At 45.4% G+C, this 22748-nt stretch carries 18 protein-coding genes; 5 read left to right on the top strand and 13 right to left on the bottom strand.

The genetic code is table 11. From position 1 onward, the window contains the following. Nucleotides 1-42: 42 nt before the first annotated feature. Entirely contained in the window at nucleotides 43-1422 is a 1380-nt protein-coding gene (locus NZ043_RS13500) for an amino acid permease (protein ID WP_091019689.1), read from the bottom strand. Nucleotides 1423-1799: 377 nt separating this feature from the next. On the opposite strand from NZ043_RS13500, the gene NZ043_RS13495 reads away from it, so the two are divergent. Both NZ043_RS13495 and NZ043_RS13490 read left to right on the top strand, forming a co-directional pair. Continuing rightward, the gene (locus NZ043_RS13495; RefSeq protein ID WP_133387335.1) at nucleotides 1800-2165 is read left to right on the top strand and encodes a DUF6713 family protein; all 366 of its coding nucleotides are present in this window, start codon (nucleotides 1800-1802) and stop codon (nucleotides 2163-2165) included. Nucleotides 2166-2370: 205 nt separating this feature from the next. Further along, nucleotides 2371-3363, top strand: a complete 993-nt coding sequence (locus NZ043_RS13490) for a DUF4003 family protein (RefSeq protein ID WP_133387336.1) — start codon at nucleotides 2371-2373, stop codon at nucleotides 3361-3363. 112 nt (nucleotides 3364-3475) lie between these two features. On the opposite strand, the gene NZ043_RS13485 is transcribed toward NZ043_RS13490, so the two are convergent. The 3 genes from NZ043_RS13485 to NZ043_RS13475 form a co-directional block, all read right to left on the bottom strand. Further along, nucleotides 3476-4465: a phosphotransferase gene (locus NZ043_RS13485; RefSeq protein WP_133387337.1), complete on the bottom strand. Its 990-nt coding sequence runs from the start codon at nucleotides 4463-4465 to the stop codon at nucleotides 3476-3478. A 167-nt stretch (nucleotides 4466-4632) separates the two neighbouring features. Continuing rightward, on the bottom strand, nucleotides 4633-6408 hold the full coding sequence (gene sulP / locus NZ043_RS13480) for a sulfate permease (RefSeq protein WP_133387338.1): 1776 nt from the start codon (nucleotides 6406-6408) through the stop codon (nucleotides 4633-4635). Nucleotides 6409-6573: 165 nt separating this feature from the next. After that, complete coding sequence (locus tag NZ043_RS13475; RefSeq protein WP_017690603.1) at nucleotides 6574-6903, bottom strand: metalloregulator ArsR/SmtB family transcription factor; 330 nt, start codon at nucleotides 6901-6903, stop codon at nucleotides 6574-6576. A gap of 193 nt (nucleotides 6904-7096) precedes the next feature. Here NZ043_RS13475 and NZ043_RS13470 point away from each other — a divergent pair, with 193 nt between their 5' ends. Next, nucleotides 7097-8041 carry an alpha/beta hydrolase gene (locus tag NZ043_RS13470; RefSeq protein ID WP_339312192.1) on the top strand — a complete coding sequence of 315 codons (945 nt, stop codon included), beginning with the start codon at nucleotides 7097-7099 and terminating at the stop codon, nucleotides 8039-8041. Between the two features lie 123 nt (nucleotides 8042-8164). Here the strand turns inward: NZ043_RS13470 and NZ043_RS13465 are convergent, their stop codons facing one another. The 6 genes from NZ043_RS13465 to NZ043_RS13440 all read right to left on the bottom strand — a co-directional run bounded on the left by NZ043_RS13465 (nucleotide 8165) and on the right by NZ043_RS13440 (nucleotide 17001). After that, nucleotides 8165-9742: a glycoside hydrolase family 43 protein gene (locus NZ043_RS13465; protein WP_339312190.1), complete on the bottom strand. Its 1578-nt coding sequence runs from the start codon at nucleotides 9740-9742 to the stop codon at nucleotides 8165-8167. Beyond that, nucleotides 9739-10572, bottom strand: coding sequence for a carbohydrate ABC transporter permease (locus NZ043_RS13460; RefSeq protein WP_081745822.1), 834 nt, complete (start codon nucleotides 10570-10572; stop codon nucleotides 9739-9741). Before NZ043_RS13460 ends, NZ043_RS13465 begins: the two co-directional genes overlap by 4 nt. A gap of 81 nt (nucleotides 10573-10653) precedes the next feature. Beyond that, nucleotides 10654-11628 (bottom strand): ABC transporter permease subunit, encoded by a 975-nt coding sequence (locus NZ043_RS13455; protein WP_289391167.1) that lies wholly within the window; start codon nucleotides 11626-11628, stop codon nucleotides 10654-10656. A gap of 135 nt (nucleotides 11629-11763) precedes the next feature. After that, the gene (locus NZ043_RS13450) at nucleotides 11764-13437 is read right to left on the bottom strand and encodes an extracellular solute-binding protein (RefSeq protein WP_249913522.1); all 1674 of its coding nucleotides are present in this window, start codon (nucleotides 13435-13437) and stop codon (nucleotides 11764-11766) included. Between the two features lie 175 nt (nucleotides 13438-13612). After that, nucleotides 13613-15187 (bottom strand): response regulator, encoded by a 1575-nt coding sequence (locus NZ043_RS13445; RefSeq protein WP_339312187.1) that lies wholly within the window; start codon nucleotides 15185-15187, stop codon nucleotides 13613-13615. Between the two features lie 11 nt (nucleotides 15188-15198). After that, nucleotides 15199-17001: a sensor histidine kinase gene (locus NZ043_RS13440; protein WP_339312185.1), complete on the bottom strand. Its 1803-nt coding sequence runs from the start codon at nucleotides 16999-17001 to the stop codon at nucleotides 15199-15201. A gap of 373 nt (nucleotides 17002-17374) precedes the next feature. Between NZ043_RS13440 and NZ043_RS13435 the strand changes: the two genes are divergently transcribed. Then, nucleotides 17375-17698, top strand: a complete 324-nt coding sequence (locus NZ043_RS13435; RefSeq protein ID WP_113055636.1) for a hypothetical protein — start codon at nucleotides 17375-17377, stop codon at nucleotides 17696-17698. Nucleotides 17699-17835: 137 nt separating this feature from the next. On the opposite strand, the gene NZ043_RS13430 is transcribed toward NZ043_RS13435, so the two are convergent. The 3 genes from NZ043_RS13430 to NZ043_RS13420 all read right to left on the bottom strand — a co-directional run bounded on the left by NZ043_RS13430 (nucleotide 17836) and on the right by NZ043_RS13420 (nucleotide 21515). Continuing rightward, entirely contained in the window at nucleotides 17836-18054 is a 219-nt protein-coding gene (locus NZ043_RS13430; protein WP_056692804.1) for a hypothetical protein, read from the bottom strand. Between the two features lie 253 nt (nucleotides 18055-18307). Beyond that, a complete protein-coding gene (gene gnpA / locus NZ043_RS13425; protein ID WP_339312180.1) occupies nucleotides 18308-20482 on the bottom strand; it encodes a 1,3-beta-galactosyl-N-acetylhexosamine phosphorylase in 2175 nt (724 codons plus the stop codon). Between the two features lie 13 nt (nucleotides 20483-20495). After that, the gene (locus NZ043_RS13420; RefSeq protein WP_339312178.1) at nucleotides 20496-21515 is read right to left on the bottom strand and encodes a glycoside hydrolase family 88 protein; all 1020 of its coding nucleotides are present in this window, start codon (nucleotides 21513-21515) and stop codon (nucleotides 20496-20498) included. Nucleotides 21516-21685: 170 nt separating this feature from the next. Between NZ043_RS13420 and NZ043_RS13415 the strand changes: the two genes are divergently transcribed. Then, the gene (locus NZ043_RS13415; protein ID WP_339312176.1) at nucleotides 21686-22633 is read left to right on the top strand and encodes an AraC family transcriptional regulator; all 948 of its coding nucleotides are present in this window, start codon (nucleotides 21686-21688) and stop codon (nucleotides 22631-22633) included. Nucleotides 22634-22748: the final 115 nt, after the last annotated feature.

Raw genomic sequence — 22748 nt, 5'->3', positions numbered from 1 at the left:
CATGTATGATATTACGATATAAGTTGATTTTTGAATATTAGACTAGCGATCTTCGCCACCATCTATGCGTTGTCTTTTGCCGATGCCAAATGCGAAATATCCAGCCACCACGATGGCCATGAACGTAGCTCCAACAATCAGAGGCAAGCGCGTATCCGGGTTAAACGCCATACCGATAATGACGAGGATCAGATACACAATAATAATGTAATTGCTGATCGGGAACCATTTGGACTTGAAGTTATGATCCGCCATTTCGTTGCCCCAACGCTTTCTGAATCGGAACTGGCTGAACGCCAGTGCGAACCATGGAACCATACCCGGAAGAACACTTGCACTGTAGATGTACAGGAACAATTTGGAGTCCGGCATCAGGTAGTTCAGCACAACCCCAATCAGCAGCAAGGAGATTGTGATGACGATACTATTGCGGGGAACCCCGCCTTTGGACAGCTTTTTGAAAAAGGCAGGTGCCTGCCCATTCTCAGCCAGCGTGTATAACATCCGTCCTGCACTGTAGATCCCGCTGTTGCATCCCGACATGGCTGCCGTCAGCACCACAAAGTTGATGATTCCCGCAGCAGCAACAATGCCGACCTTGGCAAAGGTGAGCACAAACGGGCTGCCCGTCTCGCCTACTTCGTTCCAAGGGTACAAGGTTACAATAACAAATATGGCACCAACGTAGAAAATAAGAATACGCCACACGATATTTTTGATCGCTTTACGCAAGGTATATTTCGGATTCTCCGCTTCGCCTGCTGTAATACCGACCATCTCCACCCCTTGATACGCAGCCGTTACGATACACAGTGCAAAGAGGAAACCTTTGATCCCTCCTGGGAAGAATCCGCCATGACTAAACAGATTCGACAACCCGATTGGCTGTCCTCCGTTCCCCCAGCCGAAGAAGATGAGCCCGGTTCCGATCACGATCATCGCCACAATAGCCGTCACTTTAATCATCGCAAACCAGAATTCGAATTCCCCATAGAACTTCACCGCCGCCAGATTCGCCGCCGCTATGATGAGCACCCCAGCAAGTGCCGGCAGCCACTGCGGAATATCCGGGAACCAATACCCGACATAGATGCCAATCGCCGTAACTTCCGCCATACCCACCGTAACCCACAGGAACCAGTAGCTCCAGGCGGTCAAGAATCCGGCAAGCGGACTAATATATTTGTGAGCAAATGTAGCAAACGAACCTGTGACCGGCTCCTGAATCAACATTTCCCCCATAATTCGCATGACAAAAAAGATAACGATACCAGCCAATAAATAAGCCAGCAGCACGGATGGTCCTGCCCATTTGATCGTACTTGCCGATCCCATGAACAAACCAACGCCGATTGTACCTCCGAGTGCAATCAGCTCTACATGGCGGGGCTTTAGCCCTCTAGATAGTTGCTTTGATTCCAAACGATTCTCCCCTTTTCTTGTGTACAGCTTCCTGATGTAATTTTAATTTTTACATTCACATTAACGCAATGCAGAATTACTTCACCAAATTGTACGAGATGTACCGCAGAAATACAACAAGGAATGTGAGGAAACGGATTCACTACACATATAGGTATAGGATAACCGCTTAATGAATATGGCAGACAGTTCAATAAACAATTCACTGCAGCGTTGTATAAACAAAGTGACAGAGACTTTCTAATACATGACTCGACAGGGAGGTTGCTGGAACCCCCAAAGGACAACTCACGTATTGTATATGTGGGTCGCAATACCGTAAGTGACTTGTTCGCTATTGACCTGCTTGTATAAAATTGAAAAATGGGAGACTTTCCATGCCTGACTTTTTACTGGTTTTATTTTTGTTTAACCTGTCTCTCTTTCTGCTTCACGAAATGGATGCCATCAGGCGGTCCGAGTGGAAATTGTTTATAGTGTTAAAAGATATGGAAGATGATAAAGCGTATAGGTATTTCACTTGGATTCACCTGCCAATGTATACCATCATCCTCTCTCTTCTTTTTAGCTCGTATCAGACCATTACATTTTGGGTGCTGGATATCTTTTTCATCATACATACCGTATTACACTTCTTTTTCGAAAAACATCCTCGAAATGAATTTAAAAACGGGTTCTCCAGATCATTGATCTACCCTATGGGAATAATCGCTTTAATTCATTTGATATTCCTAATTATCTAATCTCTTTACAACGACCGAATGAAGGACTGACAGCCTATTCATATATTCTGAAAATGGAGGTAATACAATGGATTACGCCAAATCAAAATATGCCATCGTAGACGGAGCAGCTTCAAGGCGTTGGAAGAGGTCATGTTGCAGCGTGAAGGTAATCTGATCATGAAATAGGGTATTGTAAAATAAAAGTAAAAATGGAGGTGTGCCTATGCAGCAACATCATGCAGAACGAGTTGAATTATTTGTTTCCAATACCCAGATCATCAAGAAGTCGTTCAAATGGCAACATGCGATGATGCACCGTCTGGCTGCCCTGCTCTATGCAGCGGAGAATAAAACAGCGGATGGGGAAGCCATTCGTCAAAGCCAAGAGTTGATTAAGCAAAACACAAAACTCTTCTCTGCATTCAGAGGTAATTCGGCCATTAGCATTGCTGCCATGCTCTCCCTTACAACGGATGAAGAGACGAAGCTGGCAGACACCCTGCATGTCTATGACTTGATGAAAGAGATCAAATTTCGCAACTCCGATTATCTGGTTATTGCCGCCTATCAGATCGCTACTCAGACATCACCTGACCAGTTTCAACCTACGGTGGAGCGGGCCAAATTATTTTATGACGGCATGAAAGCAGAGCATCGTTTCCTCACTGGACAGGATGACTACATTTTTGCTGCCATGTTAGCCCTTTCCGATCTCAACGTGGATACTGGTGTGGCACGTATGGAACAACTCTATAGGGAATTAAAACCAGAGTTCTCTTCCAGAAACAGTGTGCAGGCGTTAACACAGGTACTGGTTCTTGGAGAGGATAACCCGGATGCAGGTGCTCGTGTGATTGCCTTAAATGAAGCTTTTCGTAAAAGGGATCTCCGAATGGACAAAACATACACATTACCCTCTCTCGGGATACTTTCCCTACTGCCTTCGGACAGAGACGCGTTAGTGGATGAAGTCGCGGAAACAAATGACTGGTTACGGACTCAAAAAGGCTTCGGGGCTTGGTCGATCGATAAACAGGAGTTGCTCCTGTTCTCATCCGCGTTGATAGCCATTCAACATGTGGAGAATCTGCGAAACGGTGTGCTTACGACAACGATCTCAACCAGTATCACAAATATTATCATCGCTCAACAAGCAGCCATGGCCGCAGCTGCTGCAGCATCGGCTGCTGCCGCTTCTTCATCATCATCCAACTAATAAGTGACCCTGTTACCTTCAATATAAGATGAAAAAGACCCTCCCGAGTTTAAGTTGACTCGGAAGGGTCTTAAAACATTCAAACCTACACCTAAATAATGTTCATCATTTGCTAGGATATAATCCCTGTATCCCGGAATTCTTCCACGAAACTGTCCAGCCAATCCGAACCATAGTCCAGCGCACCCGTATCACTCTCAATAAAAGCAACATCCAGACCCATCACCCAGAATCGACGAGCAACAATAAAGAGATCAACAGCCTGCTCATCTTCCGAGGAAAAACTTCTGACTGAACGATAACCTGCCATGAGTGCTTTCCATAATACTGCCTTTCGATCTTCAGACTGTCTCTTTCGCACCTTCACTTGAGCCAGATCGTAAGCACGCCAGCTTTTGGCTGCCCACTCGAAGTCATAATGGATGAACTGATGCTCCTGTTGAAACGCATTGTTATTCCCATGCATATCGCCATGGCACAGACCAAAATCCAGATCTTGTCTGGAAGCGGCAACGATGCGTTCTTTTAACGTTGTGGCAAACGTATGGAGAAATGCTGCTGCTTCATTGTTCTCACCAATATAGTGGATAATTCGCTCAAGGGGTTCGTCAATAAGTAACTTCAGATCCAGCTCATATCGTGGCAGCTCCATGTTCACCTGATCCATAGCCTCATGCAATTCAGCCGCAGATTGGCCAAAGGCGTAACAAGACTCCTCATCCTCCAGGTTGTTCTCCGTACCCTCAATATACCGAAACATTACAGCAACCCGCTTGCCTTCCGCAGCCTCCAACACCGTATATTCCGTATGATCTTTCTTCTCGATGCATTCTCCAATGTCGGTATGTTCCGCAGAACCTAGAACGTTCTTGAGTTGAGACAATAATGAAAGCTCATACTGAACATCTGCCTCCGTGATTTCAGTGCGGTAGATGCGGAGAATATACATGCCACTGGATGTGCGAACCCGGTAGGTATCATTCAATCCCCTAAGCCAAAACAAACATTCTTCCCATGTTCCAATGTTATACTGATCCCTCAATGCAGACTCCAGATACCTGGGGTTAAGCACTGAACGTAAAGCAGTCGGTTGAATGGACATATGTACGCTCCTTCGGTTTAATATGATTATTTCTCATCTGATGAACGATGTAATCCTTTTCACCTATCAACCTATAACATAGTATATTTTTTATTTATTTTCCAGAATATATATTTTGATGAGTAAATACTCTTTAGACTCCTATAGTTCCATCTCTCATCAGCAGGTTAGATAGGGGTATTTGCATTGACTCGCTTTCCAGGTTTCAGCAGGTTATTACACGCTGGGTCGATGCCAGCACTCGACAATGCAGCACATTCACGAAAGGCAAAATGTTTGCACCCCCTACATTTCTGAACATCCAGATGCAATAATGCATAATTGATGGCTTCACCCGTGTGCTCAAACATATGATCCGAACCAATCCGTTCAATCAATCCTGTTCTCTTCAGCATCTCCAACGGTTGCGCCTGAATGCCTGAAAGTAAAACCCTGCCCCCGGATCTCTCCATATGTTTGACAACACGGGCCAGATTGGATTCACCTGTCGTATCCATAAAAGGCACCTTGCCCATGCGCAACAGCAGAGTGCCTGGGCGCCGATGAATCGAATCCATGACTGACTTCTCGAACATATCCGCTGCGCCGAAAAAAAGTGGCCCTTCAATTGTATACAGACTTATTTGCGGACAGTCATGTCCTTCCCGAACCATGTGGGCCATGACTTTCTCATGTTTATGATCGGGATCGGGCAGTACTTTGGCAACCTTCAACATCTCACTCATGCGTTTAACAAATAAAAGGACAGCCAGAATCAACCCAACCTCTACAGCCGTTGTTAAACTTGTAAATACGGTCAGCAAAAAGGTAATCAGCAGAACGAGTGAATCACTCGTTTTGGTTTTCATAACATGTACGAAGGATCTCCGTTCACTCATATTCCAGGCAACCAGCATGAGAACGGGAGCCATACTGGCAAGAGGAATGTGCGATGCATATGGCGCAAAGAGAACAAGTACCAGCAAAACCACCATACCGTGAATTACGCCAGACCATGGCGATACTGCGCCGGATTTGATATTTGTTGCTGTACGTGCAATCGCTCCTGTTGCAGGAATACCACCAAACAACGGCGTCACCATATTAGCAATCCCCTGCCCAATTAACTCTCGATTGCTGTTATGCCGACTTCCGGTCATGCCATCGGCAACAACTGCGGATAACAGTGATTCAATCCCACCCAGCATGGCGATGACAAAAGCGGGTTGCAGCAAGTTCACGATACGCTCCCAAGTGATCTCAGGCACATGAAACTGAGGCAAAGAGTTAGGTATTTCTCCAAAGGACGAACCAATTGTAGCCACCTGCCCTTCAAAAAAGAACGCCGCGACTACCGTCGAAAGAACCAGCCCCACCAGTGATGCAGGCACCTTTGGTGCAAACTTGGGCACAAGCAGAAGAACAGCCAGACAGATTCCAGCTGTAAGCACACTGTATATATTAATCGTCGAGATATGCATCCCGATTTCTTTCATATTGGACCAGAAATCCTCGTGTTTCTCGATGCCTCGAAGTCCCAGAAAGTTCGTAATTTGTCCGCTAAAAATAATGACGGCGATCCCTGCCGTAAAACCGATAGTCACCGGCTTTGGAATAAACTTAATTAATGCCCCAAGTTTGAATACGCCCATTAGTACAAGCATCAAACCGGCCATCATTCCGGCGATCAGCAGATTCTCATATCCATACTGCATCACAATGGCAAAGAGGATTGGAATGAATGCCCCCGTTGGCCCGCCGATCTGGAACTTGGACCCACCCAGCAAGGAAATGAGAATCCCTGCGATTACTGTGGTATATAATCCATACTCCGGTTTGACCCCGGAAGCGATGGCAAAGGCCATACCGAGTGGAATCGCAATGATACCTACAATCAGTCCCGATAACAGATCCTTGCGAAAAGCGGCAGCATTATACCCTGCATATCTCCCCATCCATTTCATGTACCAAAACCTTCTTTTCTTCATATATTTGAATATTTGAATATAATTAAAAGACTACTCCCCTGCATACGTCCTGTCAATCGGATTACGCACAATCCCAGCAGGAACATAACACAAAAAAACAAGAACCTCCGGTGATTAACCCAGTTGCTCTTGTTTATTGTGTCAGGACTCTTTACGAATATCTTCCAGCATGGAAATGGCATCAACCAGATGATTGTCAAAAATCTGTTTGGTGACTGCCAACAGGTCCTTAATCAGCGGATCACGCAGCGAATAGGTGACGGTTGTCCCTTCTTTGATTCCGTGGACAACGTTTTTGCTGCGCAATACAGCCAGTTGCTGTGAAACGGCAGAGCCTTCCGATCCCAGAATGCTTTGCAGTTCATTCACGTTTTTGGCTCCTTCACTCAGCAGTTCCAGAATCTGAATCCGCATCGGGTGTGCCAACGCTTTGAAAAAATCCGCTTTAAACTGTTGTATGCTCTGATTCATACGCTATGCCCCTTCAATCGAACTTTTGAAGATGCAAATATCATAACATAGAACGGGTACCATTCTTTACTCTAACCATAACGGTTTGATGGATAAATTAAGATTGACCTTGAAGTACACTTCAACCTTTATACTTTACTTATAGTCTCCACAGACCGTATATCTGAACTCCATCAGGAAGGGTGATTCCTCAATGAACATGTATATTCATAATCACAAACGCTCGTTGACGAGCTTTCTATTCGAGAAATATATCGGAACGTTAGATACCAAGAAAATTTTTTCAACACGCGAGCTTACCCGCAAACACCTGGATCATATGGGCTTGGAAAACATTAAACCTTATATCTTGGGTAAAACAAAACTGTCATCTTCCATCAAAGAGCGCTCCCATGAAGACATGCAGGTGTTCACCTTAAACGATCAGCATTCCCGTGAACAGAGGGTCATTCTCTACATTCATGGCGGGGCCCATACACACCAGCCGCTGTCTTTACACTGGAAATTCATGGACCGCATGGCTCAGGCTCTGAATGCCAAAGTTGTTGCTCCCATCTATCCAAAGGTTCCGCATTTTAATTATCAACACACATATCCGAAATTGCTCAATCTATATCGGGATCTCCTTGCCTCCGTGAACGACTCGGCACAACTCACCATTATGGGCGATTCCGCAGGCGGGAACATCTCCCTTGCCTTGGCCCATTATCTGAAGATGCATAATCTCCCGCAGCCCAAAGATATCATCTTGTTATCACCTTGTGTGGATATGGTGTTGGACAATCCGGTCATATTCGATTACGAGACCCGCGACCCTATGCTCGCTGTGGAAGGGTATGATGTCATCCGGCGGATCTGGGCAGCTGACAAACCGTTGAACGATCCGTTAATCAGTCCAATCTACGGAGATTTCGCCGGTCTGGGCAAAATCAGCATCTTTATCGGGACTCACGAGGGCTTGTTTCCTGATAATATGAAGCTCGACAAACTGCTGACGGATCAAAGAATCGATCACCAAACGTATGTTTATCCCAAAATGAACCATGTCTTTGTCCTCTATCCAATTCCGGAGGCCAAGGATGCTCAGCGTAAAATAGTTAACATCATTAAAAACTCAACATATGAAACTAATCAATAAGCTGTAACGCGTCCCCTACTCTCCCACAGTTTTCCCTTTAGCAAAAAAAAACGAAAAAAAGCTCAATCCCTGGAATACCGCCACTGGATTGAGCTTTCTTACTGTAATTCTGTCATCTAAATATTATTTATATGAACCATATTCAAACCAGTCAAAGTCAGCCACCTGATCAGATGATGTACCGTTGCTGCTGCTAAACATTCCGATACAGCAGCCAACAAAGCCACCAGCTACTTCAGTGCTCAAGCTGCTTGTATCCACCTGTTCCGCCACCACATGATACTGACTTCCATCCGTGCTGTAATAGAAGTTTAGTTGCTGACCTGTCGCGGCCATTTTGATATACACTCGCGATACTTCATCATCCAGCGCGATTTGCGCAATGTGGGTATCCCGACCATCTATAACGGTCACCACACGCAGCACTTGCTGGTTCTCGGTCAGAGCACGCTCAATCCGTATGTGATACTGATCGTTCTGAATGACGACAAGACCAGCAGTTTCGTTTGCATTCCCGGGCACAAATTCCATCGCTGTAGCTGCGACATAATCCATATGCCTTTGACGCAGACAAACAAAGCTGGAATTTTCTTTTTCCTTCAATGTTTGCGGTTTCAACTTCAGCTGCAAGTATCCTTTTCGTTCGGTTAATGAATAGAGATCCTCCTGAGGATTGCGCAGGAACATCCATTGCAAGCCCAGTTTATCACTGTCAAAATGGTCAAAACGCAGTTGCGGCTCTACCGGAACAGGCTTCAAATCCAACGTGCCCTGCTCCTCTAGGATTCCGCGGCCCTCATTGACAACAGGCCATCCGTCCTCCCAAACGATAGAAGCAAGGAACGTCTCCCGCCCCAGATTACTAAAGCTCCCTCCATATGGACGCGAAGCCAGCATGACCATGAACCATTGACCGTTCTCAGCCCGTACCAAGTCAGCATGTCCTACATTAACAACAGGGTAACGTTTACCTAAATGCCGATGTGTAATGATTGGATTATTCGGATTCCCGACGTATCCTTCGGTCAAACTTTTGCTACGAGCAATGGTCACGGCATGGTTTGGCCCTGTGCCTCCCTCTGCAATCAATAAATAGTAATATTCATCGATCTTATACAGATGCGGGCCTTCCGGCCAGATGACATCCACCATCGCCCCGCGCCACAGAACGTAACTGTCTCCCACCAGCTTCATACTGCCCAGATCCAACTCCCGTAGCCAAACTTCCCAATTGCCATTATAACGAACTCCCTCAGAGCAAGGACGTGTACCAAGGTAATACGCTTTGCCGTCATCGAAGAAAATCGTAGGGTCTATGCCTTCTGCGTCTTCAATAAAATAAGGATCTGACCATGGCCCAGCAGGGTCGGTAGCGGTTACAACAAAATTACCGCCATGTGATACATTGGTTGTAATCATATAGAAAGTGCCTTCATGATACCGAAGCGTTGGAGCGAATATCCCCTGTGAATGGCCTGCTCCCTGAAGATTTAATTGCGAAGGGCGGTCCAGCACATTGCCAATCTGTTTCCAATTTACAAGATCACGGCTCTGAAAGATCGGAACGCCAGGAAAATAGGCAAATGTTGATGTCACCAGATAAAAATCTTCACCCACCCGGCATACGGATGGATCTGGATAAAACCCGGGCATAATCGGATTGTTAAACGTGCATTGTTCGCCTTGATTTGCATTCTTCATTCTTTTACCCCTCCAATGGTTAGTCCAGTCACAAAGTATTTTTGCAAGAACGGATACAGTAAAACAATCGGCATTGCCGTCACAACCGTGATTGCTGCCCGAATGGATACAGGCGTCACCATGTTGGTTACATTTTTGAATGAATCCACGTTGACGGTTCCCCCCTGTGAGGTCGCAGAGGATAACAATTTCATCAGCTCATACTGCAAGGTGGTCAAATTCCGATTTCCCGCCGTGTACAACATGGAGTCAAACCAGGAGTTCCACTGACCTACAGCAATAAACAGTGCAACCGTAGCCAGAACCGGCTTGGATAAGGGAAGCACGATACGCATGAAAATCCGAAAATCTCCGGCTCCATCCATCTTCGCGGATTCAATCAATCCCTCCGACAGTCCCTGAATGTAGGTACGAATGACGATCATGTTGAACACCCCGATCAACCCGGGAATAATGTATACCCAGAAGCTGTTCAGCAGCCCCACTTGTTTGATCAGCATGTATCCCGGAATTAAGCCGCCGCTGAAATACATCGTCATGACAAACAGCGTCGTGACCAATTTGTTGAACATATACTCCTTGCGGCTCAGCACATAGGCCAGCATGGCTGTACAGAACAGCTGTACAACCGTTCCCACCACGGTTCTGGCAACCGAAACAAATGCGGCTTGTGTCAGATTCGGGTTCTGGAATACGGAGACGTAATTTTGCAGCGTCCATTCCCTCGGCCAGAGATAGATCCCCCCGCGGATCGTATCCAGCCCGTTATTGAAAGATACGGCAATAGTGTTTAAAAAAGGATATAACGTAACAACCATGACAAGCAACATAAATATGCCATTGGTGATGGAAAAAATAGAATCTCCCAAGCTTCGTTTTCTACTAAATCGCTTCACAGCTCTGCCCCCTTATCATATCAATCGCTCTTCACCAAGAGACTTGGCAATCCCATTGGCGATAAATATGAGCACCAGACTGACCACACTTTTGAAAATGCCTGCTGCGGTGGCAAGTGAGTAGTTACCGAGATTAATCCCGTATTTCAAAACAAAAATGTCGATTGTCTCGGATACATCCTGCACAAGTCCGTTCCCCAGCAAGTATTGAATCTCAAAACCTGCGTTCAGTACGTTACCAACGTTGATGATGAGCAGGATAATGATCGTTGGTTTGATGCTTGGAAGCGTGACATTGAACATTTTGCGAAAGCGGCCGGCTCCGTCGATGGAAGCTGCCTCGTACAAGCTCGGATTAATCGACGCCATGGCCGCCAGATAAATAATCGTGCCCCAGCCAATTTCCTTCCACATGCTGGACAGACCCACAATCCCCCAGAAGTATTTGGGTTCAGCAAAAAAATTGATCGGTGCATCAATCAGGCCCAATTTCGTCAGCAGTACATTCACAATTCCTGTTTCCGTTGATAATACATTCGCAACAATACCTGTTACGATGATCCACGACAGGAAATGTGGAAGGTAGGAAACCGTCTGTACCACACGTTTGAACAATACCATTCGCAGTTCATTTAATAACAGCGCCAGACCAATCGAGCCGACAAATCCCAGAAACAGACTGATCAGGCTCATCGCCAGCGTATTGCGAATGACACGTAAAAATGTAGGGTCCGTGAATAACGTTCGAAAATGATCCAGCCCCACCCAGTCCTGCTCCGTAAAACCAATGCCAGGTCTATAATTCTGAAACGCCATCAACCAGCCCCATAATGGTCCATACGCAAAAATAGCGATAAACGCAATAAACGGAAATGACATCCACATTAATTGTCGCTGACTTTTCATTCTGGACAGGTTGTACCCGATCCAGCTTGTTCCCGCTGGGATATGGCTGGTTTTTAACGAAGGCTGCAACTCCTTTTTGGCCATGTTTTTTCTCTCCTTGCTTACGAGTTATCTATATCACCCAGTCTGGGTGAATCGATTCCATTCCTATCCAATCTCCAAATCTAGCGTGTAAGAAAGGCTACGGGGTTCCCCATAGCCATTCTGTGTGACAGGCCTTTACCCCCACAGTTCCATACGTCTGCGGACTTCTTCCGTCAGCGCATCTTCATACGCTTTAATATCTGCACTTTCCTTGAGTGTGGCTTGATACTCTTCCCAGGCTTTATCAAATTCGGCAGGTGAAGTCATAATCACTTTTGGCAGCCATTTGCGTTTTACATCGTCCATTTTCTGTCTGGCAATGGTCTCCGGTTTATTTGGTTCGAAATTATAGGTATAGATTGGGAACCACGGTTCATTTTCCTCCGCAGGCTCAAGGAAGTCGGTAAACTTCGTATATCCATAAGCCTTCAGCACTTTTTTGTCGATGTCATTCAATGTGGCAAGATACTCCTCCGGCTGCTCCTTAGGGTCAAGTGCATTCTTCCCGTCAGCGGTCATGCCCTCATGATGCGGGAAATAGACCAATGGGCTTCCCGTGTTCGCCAGTACCCAGTCCGGATCTTTGGAATTCGCACGTTGCTCCTCATTTCTGGAGAACACGCCTTTGTCATCGACTTGATAATCCACGCCTTCCTGTCCCCAGGTTCTCAATACCTCCATCTCAGGGTCCAGCAAATCATTAATATATTGAAGTGCTCCCTCGATATCCTCGCAGCTCTTTGTAATGGCCAAGCCGCCATTCACGTTAAGGATTGGATTGTTCTGATAACGCCCTTTAACATCCTCGGAAAGTGTAATGGACAACGGTACATAGGTTTTGTCATACAATTTTTGCTTCACGAGTGATGCCTCGGCGTCAAGGAACTGCCATCCTTGATCCACCATACCCAGCACACGTCCGGTAGAAATTTTGGATATATATTGATCATAGTTTGCTGTAAAGGTTTCGTTATCAACCAGGCCTTGATGATATACCTCATTGATCTTCTTGAAATATGCTTTCGCTTCAGGAATGGTATTGTAGTTTTTGGCCGTCAGCGTTTCTTTATCAACGATGGCTGCGCCTTCGTTCGGATAACCAGCCATGAAGAGCGGAGGGTTCTCCAGTGCGAAATAACGCCAGTCATAGGAGATAATTTCAAATCCAATTGTTGGCTGACCATCAACGGTCGGGTGAGCTGCTTTATACCGTTCAATCAAGTCAAAGTATTGGTCAAGCGTTTTGATTGTCGGATAATTATCCCACTCCAGTACGGCCTTCTGAATCCAGAATGCTTCTCCGTCATGGGATACTTTCATCGATTTCTCTTGTATATTGCCGAATTGAGGAATGAAGTAGATATGTCCATCCGTCGTATTTTTCATCTTCTTCCAGTCTTCGCCCAGGTAATTTTTGATGTTGGGATATTTATCGATGTAATCCTCAAGTGGTACTAATGCCCCTGCTGCTACCAGTTGCTGAGTACCATCACTCCCATCGATAAAATCGGGATATTCGCCGCCTGCAATGAGTACACCAATCCGCTCTTTGGCCGTTTGGCCCGTAAGCCAGTCCATCGTTACTCTGACGCCTGTTTTCTCCTCAATAGCCTTTAACACCCGATTATCGTCAGGCGCAATTTTTCCCGGTACGGCAAAAAATGCGGAAAATTGTTTCAATTCCCTTCCATCTGCTGTCTTTTCCCCTTTCGAGGACGATCCCGGTGTACATCCAGCGAGTGCGATGACCAGTATTAAAGCGAGCAGAGCACTATACTTGATTCTTTTTCTAACATCCTTTTTCATCATGACCCCTCCATCGATTATATTGACAGAAGCTTTTTGGAAAGCGCTTTCCAAAGGCTGACTTAAAATTATCATGCTTCCATGCCCCTCTCAACGGGATAAACTATAGATGGAATCCCACTAATTCCAGCATCTGCGAAAAAAAATATCCCGCCGCTCCGTCAAGGAGTGCAGGATGTTAATCAAGAGAGTACGCAGCATGGGCACTTTTACGATATTGTGCAGGAGTCTCCCCCATGAGTTTCTCGAACCGGCTAATAAAGTAATCGGAATCCCGATATCCCACCATTGTTGCGATTTCGTATACTCTTTGATCTGTTCTGCGCAACAGCCGGGCGGCTTCCTCAATACGCAATTGATTCAAATAATCACTGAAGCTGATTGAGAAATGCTTTTTGAAAATCTGACCCAGATATGCACTATTCATGTAAAACTGCTCCCCGAGCAATTTCAGGCTGATATTTTCTCTGTAATGCTCGTGAATGAAAGCCTCAATTTTGGCTAATACGCCCATTGCATTCGACTTTTGCTGCTCCTTCAGTTTCTCTGCGCACATGAGCGAAAATTCGCATAAATGTTCAATGTTTTCCTCCATGGATAACATCGCGTAGTTCACCTTCAGAAAAGTCGATTCCATCAGCGTGGAATCTGGAGTAACCGTATCGTTATTCACGAGATCCAGCAATGTGTATGCCAAATAATGCAAGTGGATTCGAACCATACCAGGCTCGATTCTCTCATCCAGAAAAAATTGAAAAATCGCCTTTGCATGGCTGTAAAGCTCATCCGTCTGCTGTTCCTCAATAGACTTAATTAGCCCATCGAACAATTGTTTTTCGGACTGTCCCGGCCGATTAATAAATAGGTTCGTATCCATAAGCTCAAAGTAATATATGGGCCCAGAAGTGGTGAAAAAACGTAAGCTTTTCATTATGCCGCAGGATTGATAAGACTCATGCAGCGCCTCCAAACTATGTACTTCCTTCCCAACATAACAAGCAATAGCCGCCTCTTGGCCTTGGCTCAGCTCGGCATGTAATCGGGTCAAATATGGTTCCAAGGCCACTCCCTCACGGTTCACCATCAGGTCCGTAACAATGAGCAAAACCGCATTTTTATCACCTGTAAACGGCTTCAAAACTTGTCCCGGAAAGGGCTTGCCCATCCATGCCTCAACCTTGGCGCACCAATCCGCTCCCTGTTCTGGACCGCACTCCGCCTCAATCAGGATACAGCGCAGGTTGCCGGCATCTTGATAGTGGGGCTGCAGACTTGTAATAGCCTCCTCCTCGGCCACCCCAAGCAAGATCGACTGCATATGCTGGGCCATAATCATTCGATCCTTTTTTTGCTGATATCGCTTCTCTTCCATCCGCGCATTAAATGCGTCCCTGAACTCCTCAAGCACCTGAACCAGTTCGGTCTTCACAATAGGCTTGAGAATATAATCATCCACTTGATATTTTATTGCCTGCTTGGCGTATCCAAACTCATAGAATCCACTAAGAAGGATCAGCTTGATGTCACCGCTATATTGCTCGTACAAGGTTTTGGCAAGCTGCATTCCGTCCATTTCCGGCATCTTGATGTCGGAAATAACCAGATCAGGCTGTACAGCGCGTATGCACTCCATTGCCTGTATGCCATTGGAAGCCTGACCGCAAATCTGAAATCCGTAAGACTCCCAATCAATTAACAAGAGAAGTCCTTGGCGAATAAATGGCTCATCGTCCACAATCAGCACGTTGATCATATCCTCGCTCCTTATTCTTGAGATGCCTGCATAAGAGGAATTTGAATACCAATCGTTGTTCCCTTCCCCTTCTCACTGAATATGTGCACCTGAACGAAATCATCAAAATACATCCGCAACCGAATATATGCATTCATCATGCCAATGCTGCTAAGCTCGCTCATCCGATCCATACTCGGGTCTTGCATCATTTTGCGGAGCGAGGCGAGCTTGTCCTGCTCCATACCGACTCCGGTGTCTCGAATGGAAATGTACAGCTCCTTGCTTCGAATTTCAAATAATACCTCCACGACCCCATCATTTGAAGTCCCCTCGATGCCATGGATGCAAGCATTCTCCACAAAGGTGAGAACGGTTAGCTTGGGTATCATCATCGCAGCAATGGATTCGTCTGTCATCCTGATTGCGAATTGCAGCTTTTCGCCAAAGCGATACTGCTGGATACTCAGATAACTCTCCACGAAATTGATCTCTTCTGCGATTGTAATTAAATCGTCGCCCCAATTGATCGTCTGACGCAGCAGCAGTGCCAGTCTATGAATGACATCGGAGGTTTCAAGTTCATCCTTGATCAAACTCCGCATACGGATCGTTTCCAACGTGTTGAACATGAAATGGGGATTCACCTGACTCTGAAGGGCTTTCAGCTCCGCCTGCTTCTTGGAGAGTTCAAGGGCTTGCCGCTCCACCTGACCTTTAAACACAATCTCAATCAGATTCTTGATCTTGATGACCATCATATTATAACTATGGGTCAGGCTCCCGATCTCGTCCTTGCCCACAGATCCCGATATGACCTCAAATTTCTCATGCTTCACTTGATCCAGGTGCTTCGCTATCCGATCCACTCTGCTGACCAGTGATCTGGATATCAACCAGATGAGCAGTGTGGGCACCAACAGATTAAGAATGATCAGCAACGTCAAATTAAACTTGGAATTAACAATCTCCGACAGCACGTCCAATTTCTCCGCGCTGACGATAATCTGCCAATCCTCGGATACAACAGGAATCGATTGCATGGATTGAACAGGGTCAATTGGACTGTCCGCAATCAGATGAAATGGCTTGCGCGTCTGATTCATTTTTGAATCGTTCGAGAAAATGACCCTGCCATCTGAAACGACATACACCTTCCCATTTGCTCCCTCATTTTTAAGCGATTTGTTGATAAAAGCGTAGTCCAGATCAACCTTTAACACCTTTTCAACCTGCTGCTCCCCAAAGTAATCCAGCTTACGAATAATGCTTACTTTGCGTCCTCCCTGACTTTGCGACATCACCGCCTGCTGTTTGTCAAAATACGAATAGATCATGATATGGTCGCTCGTGTTCAGCAGCGCCTGATACCAATCACTTTTCTTCACCTCATCATCCAGCTTAATAAAGTTTCCTCCATTAACGAAGGTATCATTGCCAACATAAAACGTAACTTGATTCACCTGCTGGTAGCTGTAATAGTACCTGACCAGATTGTTGTTGCTAAGCATATCATAGTAGGCAGAGTAATAGTCTTCCTGATCGCGATATTTGGACTCCATGAACCGGTTCAGCGTTCCATCTGTATAGAGAAAATTGGACACATACAAGCTATTGTCTATACTGTTCCGCAGGTTGAACTTGATCCTTTGCTGCATTTCATTGAATCGGCTGTGCTCCTTCTCCTCAATGTTACCTTTGATGCTTTGGTAAAACACGGTATTGGTGACCAGGACCGGCACCAGCACACAAAAAATGAACAATATGTACAACTTGGTCTTGAGACTCCAATCATCCAGAAACTGAATACGCTTACAGTATGTCTTGCGGCTCATGTCTTATCGTTGTCTCCTCTAACCATTACATAACATCAACGTTATTACTCAAAGTCATATTGATTACATAACAAGAGCTCCGGATATTTAGGGTTGAGCAAAGAACGTCCCCCTTCATCTGTCCACCTATAACATAGTATATTTTTAATTTATTTTCCAGAATACAAATTGGATGAAGTGAAATACTGCAGAGGAACTCATGAAGGTTTATTTCCAGAAAACATGAAGCTCTACAAACGGCTTGCCGACCAGAGCAATGATCATACCACCTATGTTTATCCCAAAAAATTCTATAATCCACTTGTAAATTATATTATTCCGGGTATAATACTCGGTATATAGAAAAGTGAAGCTGACTGGAGTGAATAACGCCATGAGTTCTTGGACACAAGCTTGGGTTAACGATTATTTGGATTTATATAATTATGCCCGTACCATCGGAGACTCGGAATGGGCTGAAGATATTCTCGAAAAGCTTCAAGAGCAGAAGGATGAATTGCTGCAGAAAGAACGAAAGGTTATTATGCTGCGTGAATTGCTTGCCAACTATGACCGGATCAACAACCAGCTATTGGAAATATTCAACAAACTGCGGGTTGCTTCCGAAGGTTCTCAGACCGATTCCCTACAGGAGCAATGGTTCAAATTAAAGCTTATGCGTATCGATGTGTCGAGGAAGATTCTTCAATATAAATAAAGAAAAAGCCGGTCTGCAGTTTGTCTGCTTAACCCGCCTTGATTAAGGCTTACTATGCTTTTGTTGTGATGCGTACAGTCAACTGTTCCGCACCTATGTAAAGCCCGCCAGCTTTACATTAAATCAATGATCAATAATTACATGGATGCTTTCTTCATGTTGCTCATCATGCCCATCATGGTAGTCATCATTTCGTCGCACTCTTGCATGCAGGACATCATTTTATTCATATCCATGCCTTCCATCATGCTTTTGTCTTCCATGCATTCCATCATCATCTTCATGGATTTCATCTTGCACATCATTTCTTCCATACACATGTTCATCATCATGTTCATCATCATCATATTTTCCATCACCCATACCTCCTATTAAAATGTAGTAGACTTCCTTTTTTTAGAATAAACGATAGCCTTCATAAAAGCAATCTTTTTCCTCTTGCGTTTCCATAAAATTTACTGTATAATACGCATTTAACTTATCAATCCAGTCGGGAATACAGGCTTTAAGAGATACTGAATACAACAAAAGCTCAAGCTTTGGCTGATCGCCGCTGACTTGAGCTTTTTCCGTTATGAATCCGTTATGAAATAGAACCCCTATCCGTTCCTACACAGATTTGATTAAGCCAATCTTGGTGATTACCGTATCATACGGATCTAATTCCACAGTATGTTTCCCATACTCGGTATCGATCGTCGTGGACTGAACCTGATCGCTGTTATTGATCACTACCAATATGTTGCTCTCAGGGTAGTAGGCACATTCGGTATACAAGTTATCCGGAATATACTTCGTGTCCTCCATCTCATTCCCGGCAAAACGAATCAGATTCTGTAGTAATCTCGTATTTTCCCAGTTAAATTCGAATGAAGACAGATAGATCCCTTTTCCTTTTCCAAAAGCATGTGTGGACAGTGTGATCTGACCATCCGTTTCACTCACTACAGCTGCTGATCCATCAGTAAGATAAATGTTATTTTTCAAAAGTATGCTGGCCCCCTCAGGCACCAAACCATACTCATCACTAACCTCATACGACCATTTTCCATGAACAACTCTGGCGCCTGTATCCTCATCCACCCCAAGCACATGAGCCATTCTAAAATAGCTGTCATACCCGTCCAATGCCGAAGGCTGGTTAATGCCAATAAAGGTACCACCCTCATACACCCACTGGGTCAATAAGTCCACAGACTTGTGGTCACTCCAGTGCTCTCCACCGCTCCATGCTGAACCTGCAGAGCCGGCATTGATGACAACATCTACATCCTTCAATACGCCCTGACGAACATCCTCAAAATCAATAAACTGTACGTCAACAGGCAACCCGGCTAATGCCTCATTCACATGAATCAGATCATGCATATGTGTTTCATGAAAATGACCGGACAAGGTCCACGATCTTAACTTGCCCCAGCTATGCAGCACGGCTACCTTTGTCTTGATCTGATACGGTTTTCCCTCTTGATGCAGCTCTTTCATTTCCCTGAATTCATGGGCAATCTTCTCGATATAATCCACAAAGTCCGGATAAGGCTCAACCAGATGCAAATATCCACCCAGTCCAATCCGGTCAATCGACTCCCGCAGCAGCGCACGCCGGATATTAATCCAATATTTCTTGGCATCCAGGGTAGGGTCGCCTCCCTCTTTGAAGGTAGGAAGCCCGCCTAAGCCAACCGGAAACAAGTATGGATGCAAGCGAATCTCATGGGTATCAGCCTTAACGCCTGAGCACATTCTTGCCTCATAACCGGAGAACACACATTTGATCATGCCGTCGAATCCAAATTCCTCAAAGCGATCATTGTAAGGCTCCATGCCCACCCAGCTGTCATCATAGAAGACATACGCCAGCTTGTTATGTTTGTGGACAATATCAATTAATTTCTTACCGAATTCAATTACAAAATCATTGATAAATGCCATCCAGTCCAGTTTGCGCTGATCCGCAGGCATATGAGTGACCTGATATTTACCGCCATTTACAAAGTCCTCGGCTGAGAGTGAATACCCAAATTTTTGAGCAAACAGATCCAGCGCTCTCGAACTTACTGTGAAATCGTATGAACCCCAATCCGAGAACAGATGGCGATTCCGCTCATCGCTGCCCCAGATCCAGGCGAAGTTATAAAATAGGGACGTAAAACGTACAACCGTTGTTTCCGGGTGGTCTTGGCACCACTTTTCCATCCAATCCAGCAAATAGGTTTGTGTGTCGGTATAGATCGGGTCAATCTGCATCAGATGCTCTTTGTCCCAGTTATTCGTCGTATGGTTGTACATGGAAATCTCTTCCCATATCCGATAAACCATGAAACTCACCGTGTATTTATGCCAAGGAGCAACGCCAGTAATGACAACATTGCCAGATTCCCTTTCATAATTCCACTGTCCTCTAGGTACCTCTTCCCCAGTCGTTCGGTCATACACCTGCCAATATTTAAACGCTTCTTTGGAATCATTCACCCTGAATTGTTCAGCGAAGAAGTCCTCCATCAGATAGATGGAGACATAATCTTGCACAGCGACCTTAGGATTCGTAATGAGAAAACATTGCTGCAGTTTATCCAGATTACGGGATGCCCACTCATTATGATCACGAATAATGCAAATGGTTGAATAGATGCCGTATCCGGCATTGATAATCTCATCGGACAATTTTGTACCGTCACTGTCACGGATCACATCGGCACCCCAGCGATCGGCAAGTTCCAGCGTCAGTGCTTCATAACCGGATTCTCCCGGTAGTGTAAAGGAGCCTTTGGTTGGTTTGGACAATGTGGTTCCCTCCCTATCTCAACATATCGGACAGAAAAGCGAGTGCCAGGCCCTGACCCCAGCCCTGAATCCAGTCTTTTGGAATATTGCGATAACCATCCCGATCTTTCATCACCGCCGTACCGCCAGAGACACCAAGCACGCGTCCATCTTCGCTAATATTGTTCAGGATGCCCTCCAGTGCCTTTTGCACGTATTTGGTATGCAGTGGATTGCCGTTATTGATCATTGCTGCTGCAATACCCGCGGAAGCCGACACCTCTTCATACGAATCTTCGTCATCCAACACCGTACGCCACAAGCCGTTCTCGGTCTGCACCAGCTTGAGAGCCGCCAATTGATCGCGAAGGGCACATTCTACATCCATACACTGCGGATACAAATACCAGTCGTTCAATTGCGGTTTCACCTGAGACATCGTATAGGCTCCCCAAGCGTTTGCTCTTCCCCAGTAAAATCCGGACATGTGGTCCTTGTTAATATTGTTATAACCGTGGTACCAAAGACTGCTGGTCGGATCTTGAAGATATTTGATATGCCAGTAATACTGATTCAGCGCATCCTGAATCATGGCCTCATCTTTTAATTTGCTACCTACGCGGAGCAGGAAAAATGCCGCCATAAACAAGGTGTCCGCCCAAGCCTGTTCCGGAAAATCATTGGAAACGGATACCGTATGCTGAAGCACATTGTCTCCAAAGCGAAGCGCATGGTTCTGGAGATAATCAACTTTGCTGAGGACAATATCCCAATATTTCTGATCTCCGGTTTCTTCATATAAAGTGATGAGCACATGACCCATGGCACATGTATTTACCGTCCAACTTGGGAGACCCAGCTCGATGTATTCGTCTGCCCACTTCACCAGCCTGTCCAGAATCTCTTGGTTGCCTGTCGTCTGATAGGCTCTGGATACGCCATAATAAGCCACACCGCCGGGCCAATCCCATGTCAGATCCATATCCAGTGTTTTCTTGGTAACGTTCTCGATTACGTTTAGAATCTGTTCCCTGTCATATTTCACTTGAAGCATTGTTATTCCCCTCTCCCTGCGCACACGCCCCCAAGTGCGCCCTGAGAGGTGTCCGTCCATTTTTGTAAACGCTTTACTTATTCCATTGTACGCAGTAAAATAGTCTCAATCTAAGCATATTCACAACAAAACTGCGCAATTTCAATCATTTATACATAGGAGTCTCGAAAATGCCCAAACCGAAGAAACCGGTCATTGAATATCGTCACTACAGCCTGCCCATTGATTTCCCTGTCCTGTTACTCAGTGGAGACCGCTGGAGAATATCCGATATCAAGAGTGAGCATCTTCATTTCCATAACCACATGGAGATTGGCATCTGTTATTCCGATGGAGGAATCATGGAGATAAAGGGAGAATCTGTGCCTTTTCGGGCAGGCGACATCACCTTCATTCCCCGATACCTTCCGCATACCACATACAGTTCACCTAATAACGCCAGCCTGTGGGCTTATATCTTTTTTTCACCGGAAGAACTCTTCCATCATTCGCTCAAAACAGCACAAAGTCACATTGAACCGAATTTATGGGCGATTCAGGGAGCCAATTGTATTCTGAATAAGGAACAGTATCCCAAAATTCACATGCTCGCAACATCAGTGGTAGAAGAGATCAAGCAGCAGTCTCCCTATTATCGGGAGAGCGCGTACGGCTTGTTGATGTCTCTATATATCGAACTGCTTCGAATTCATGCGAGCAGCGAGCGCTTGTCATCTCAGGATCAGGAACGGGAACGAGACCTCCAAGGGGACTTGGTCATCTCACCCGTGCTGGAGTTTATCACCCAAAATTACATGATGCCCGTAACCATCGATTATCTCGCTGATCTGTGTCATCTGAGTACAACGCATTTTCGCCGCAAGTTCCATGAAATTATGGGAACCACACCACTCGATTTTCTGAATAGTACCCGGGTCGAAGAGGCATGCAAGCGATTGAAAAGCACGGAGGCCTCCATCCTGTCCATCTCTGAGCAGGTCGGCTTCCGATCCATCTCCAGCTTTAACCGTTGCTTCGCTAAACTGATGGGAGAATCACCCAAAGCCTGGCGCAAAGGGGCTCATACCGAAGCACAGTCTGCAAAAGCGTCGATATTGGAATTCACGGGTTGGGTATGAATTCACGTACAACATATTGAAATAACCTTTCTCATAAAAAAGGTACAAAAAAGCCCAAAAGTCGTGATGACTTTCGGGCTTTTTCCTCACAATAAACAAATAATAAACAGAAAAA

Origin of the sequence: Paenibacillus sp. FSL k6-2145 (assembly GCF_037976585.1) — a bacterium.
Lineage (GTDB): Bacteria > Bacillota > Bacilli > Paenibacillales > Paenibacillaceae > Paenibacillus.
This window is presented reverse-complemented; position numbering and strand designations above follow the sequence as displayed.

Bases quoted from the DNA above. Each gene is read 5' to 3' on its own strand.
- NZ043_RS13420 (WP_339312178.1), bottom strand. From the start codon at position 21,515: ATGCTTCAAGTGAAATATGACAGGGAACAGATTCTAAACGTAATCGAG.
- NZ043_RS13465 (WP_339312190.1), bottom strand. From the start codon at position 9,742: ATGAAGAATGCAAATCAAGGCGAACAATGCACGTTTAACAATCCGATT.
- NZ043_RS13490 (WP_133387336.1), top strand. From the start codon at position 2,371: ATGCAGCAACATCATGCAGAACGAGTTGAATTATTTGTTTCCAATACC.
- NZ043_RS13455 (WP_289391167.1), bottom strand. From the start codon at position 11,628: ATGGCCAAAAAGGAGTTGCAGCCTTCGTTAAAAACCAGCCATATCCCA.
- NZ043_RS13435 (WP_113055636.1), top strand. From the start codon at position 17,375: ATGAGTTCTTGGACACAAGCTTGGGTTAACGATTATTTGGATTTATAT.
- NZ043_RS13485 (WP_133387337.1), bottom strand. From the start codon at position 4,465: ATGTCCATTCAACCGACTGCTTTACGTTCAGTGCTTAACCCCAGGTAT.
- NZ043_RS13460 (WP_081745822.1), bottom strand. From the start codon at position 10,572: ATGTTGCTTGTCATGGTTGTTACGTTATATCCTTTTTTAAACACTATT.
- NZ043_RS13450 (WP_249913522.1), bottom strand. From the start codon at position 13,437: ATGATGAAAAAGGATGTTAGAAAAAGAATCAAGTATAGTGCTCTGCTC.
- NZ043_RS13430 (WP_056692804.1), bottom strand. From the start codon at position 18,054: ATGGAAAATATGATGATGATGAACATGATGATGAACATGTGTATGGAA.
- NZ043_RS13440 (WP_339312185.1), bottom strand. From the start codon at position 17,001: ATGAGCCGCAAGACATACTGTAAGCGTATTCAGTTTCTGGATGATTGG.
- sulP (WP_133387338.1), bottom strand. From the start codon at position 6,408: ATGAAATGGATGGGGAGATATGCAGGGTATAATGCTGCCGCTTTTCGC.
- NZ043_RS13415 (WP_339312176.1), top strand. From the start codon at position 21,686: ATGCCCAAACCGAAGAAACCGGTCATTGAATATCGTCACTACAGCCTG.
- NZ043_RS13475 (WP_017690603.1), bottom strand. From the start codon at position 6,903: ATGAATCAGAGCATACAACAGTTTAAAGCGGATTTTTTCAAAGCGTTG.
- NZ043_RS13445 (WP_339312187.1), bottom strand. From the start codon at position 15,187: ATGATCAACGTGCTGATTGTGGACGATGAGCCATTTATTCGCCAAGGA.
- NZ043_RS13470 (WP_339312192.1), top strand. From the start codon at position 7,097: ATGAACATGTATATTCATAATCACAAACGCTCGTTGACGAGCTTTCTA.
- NZ043_RS13495 (WP_133387335.1), top strand. From the start codon at position 1,800: ATGCCTGACTTTTTACTGGTTTTATTTTTGTTTAACCTGTCTCTCTTT.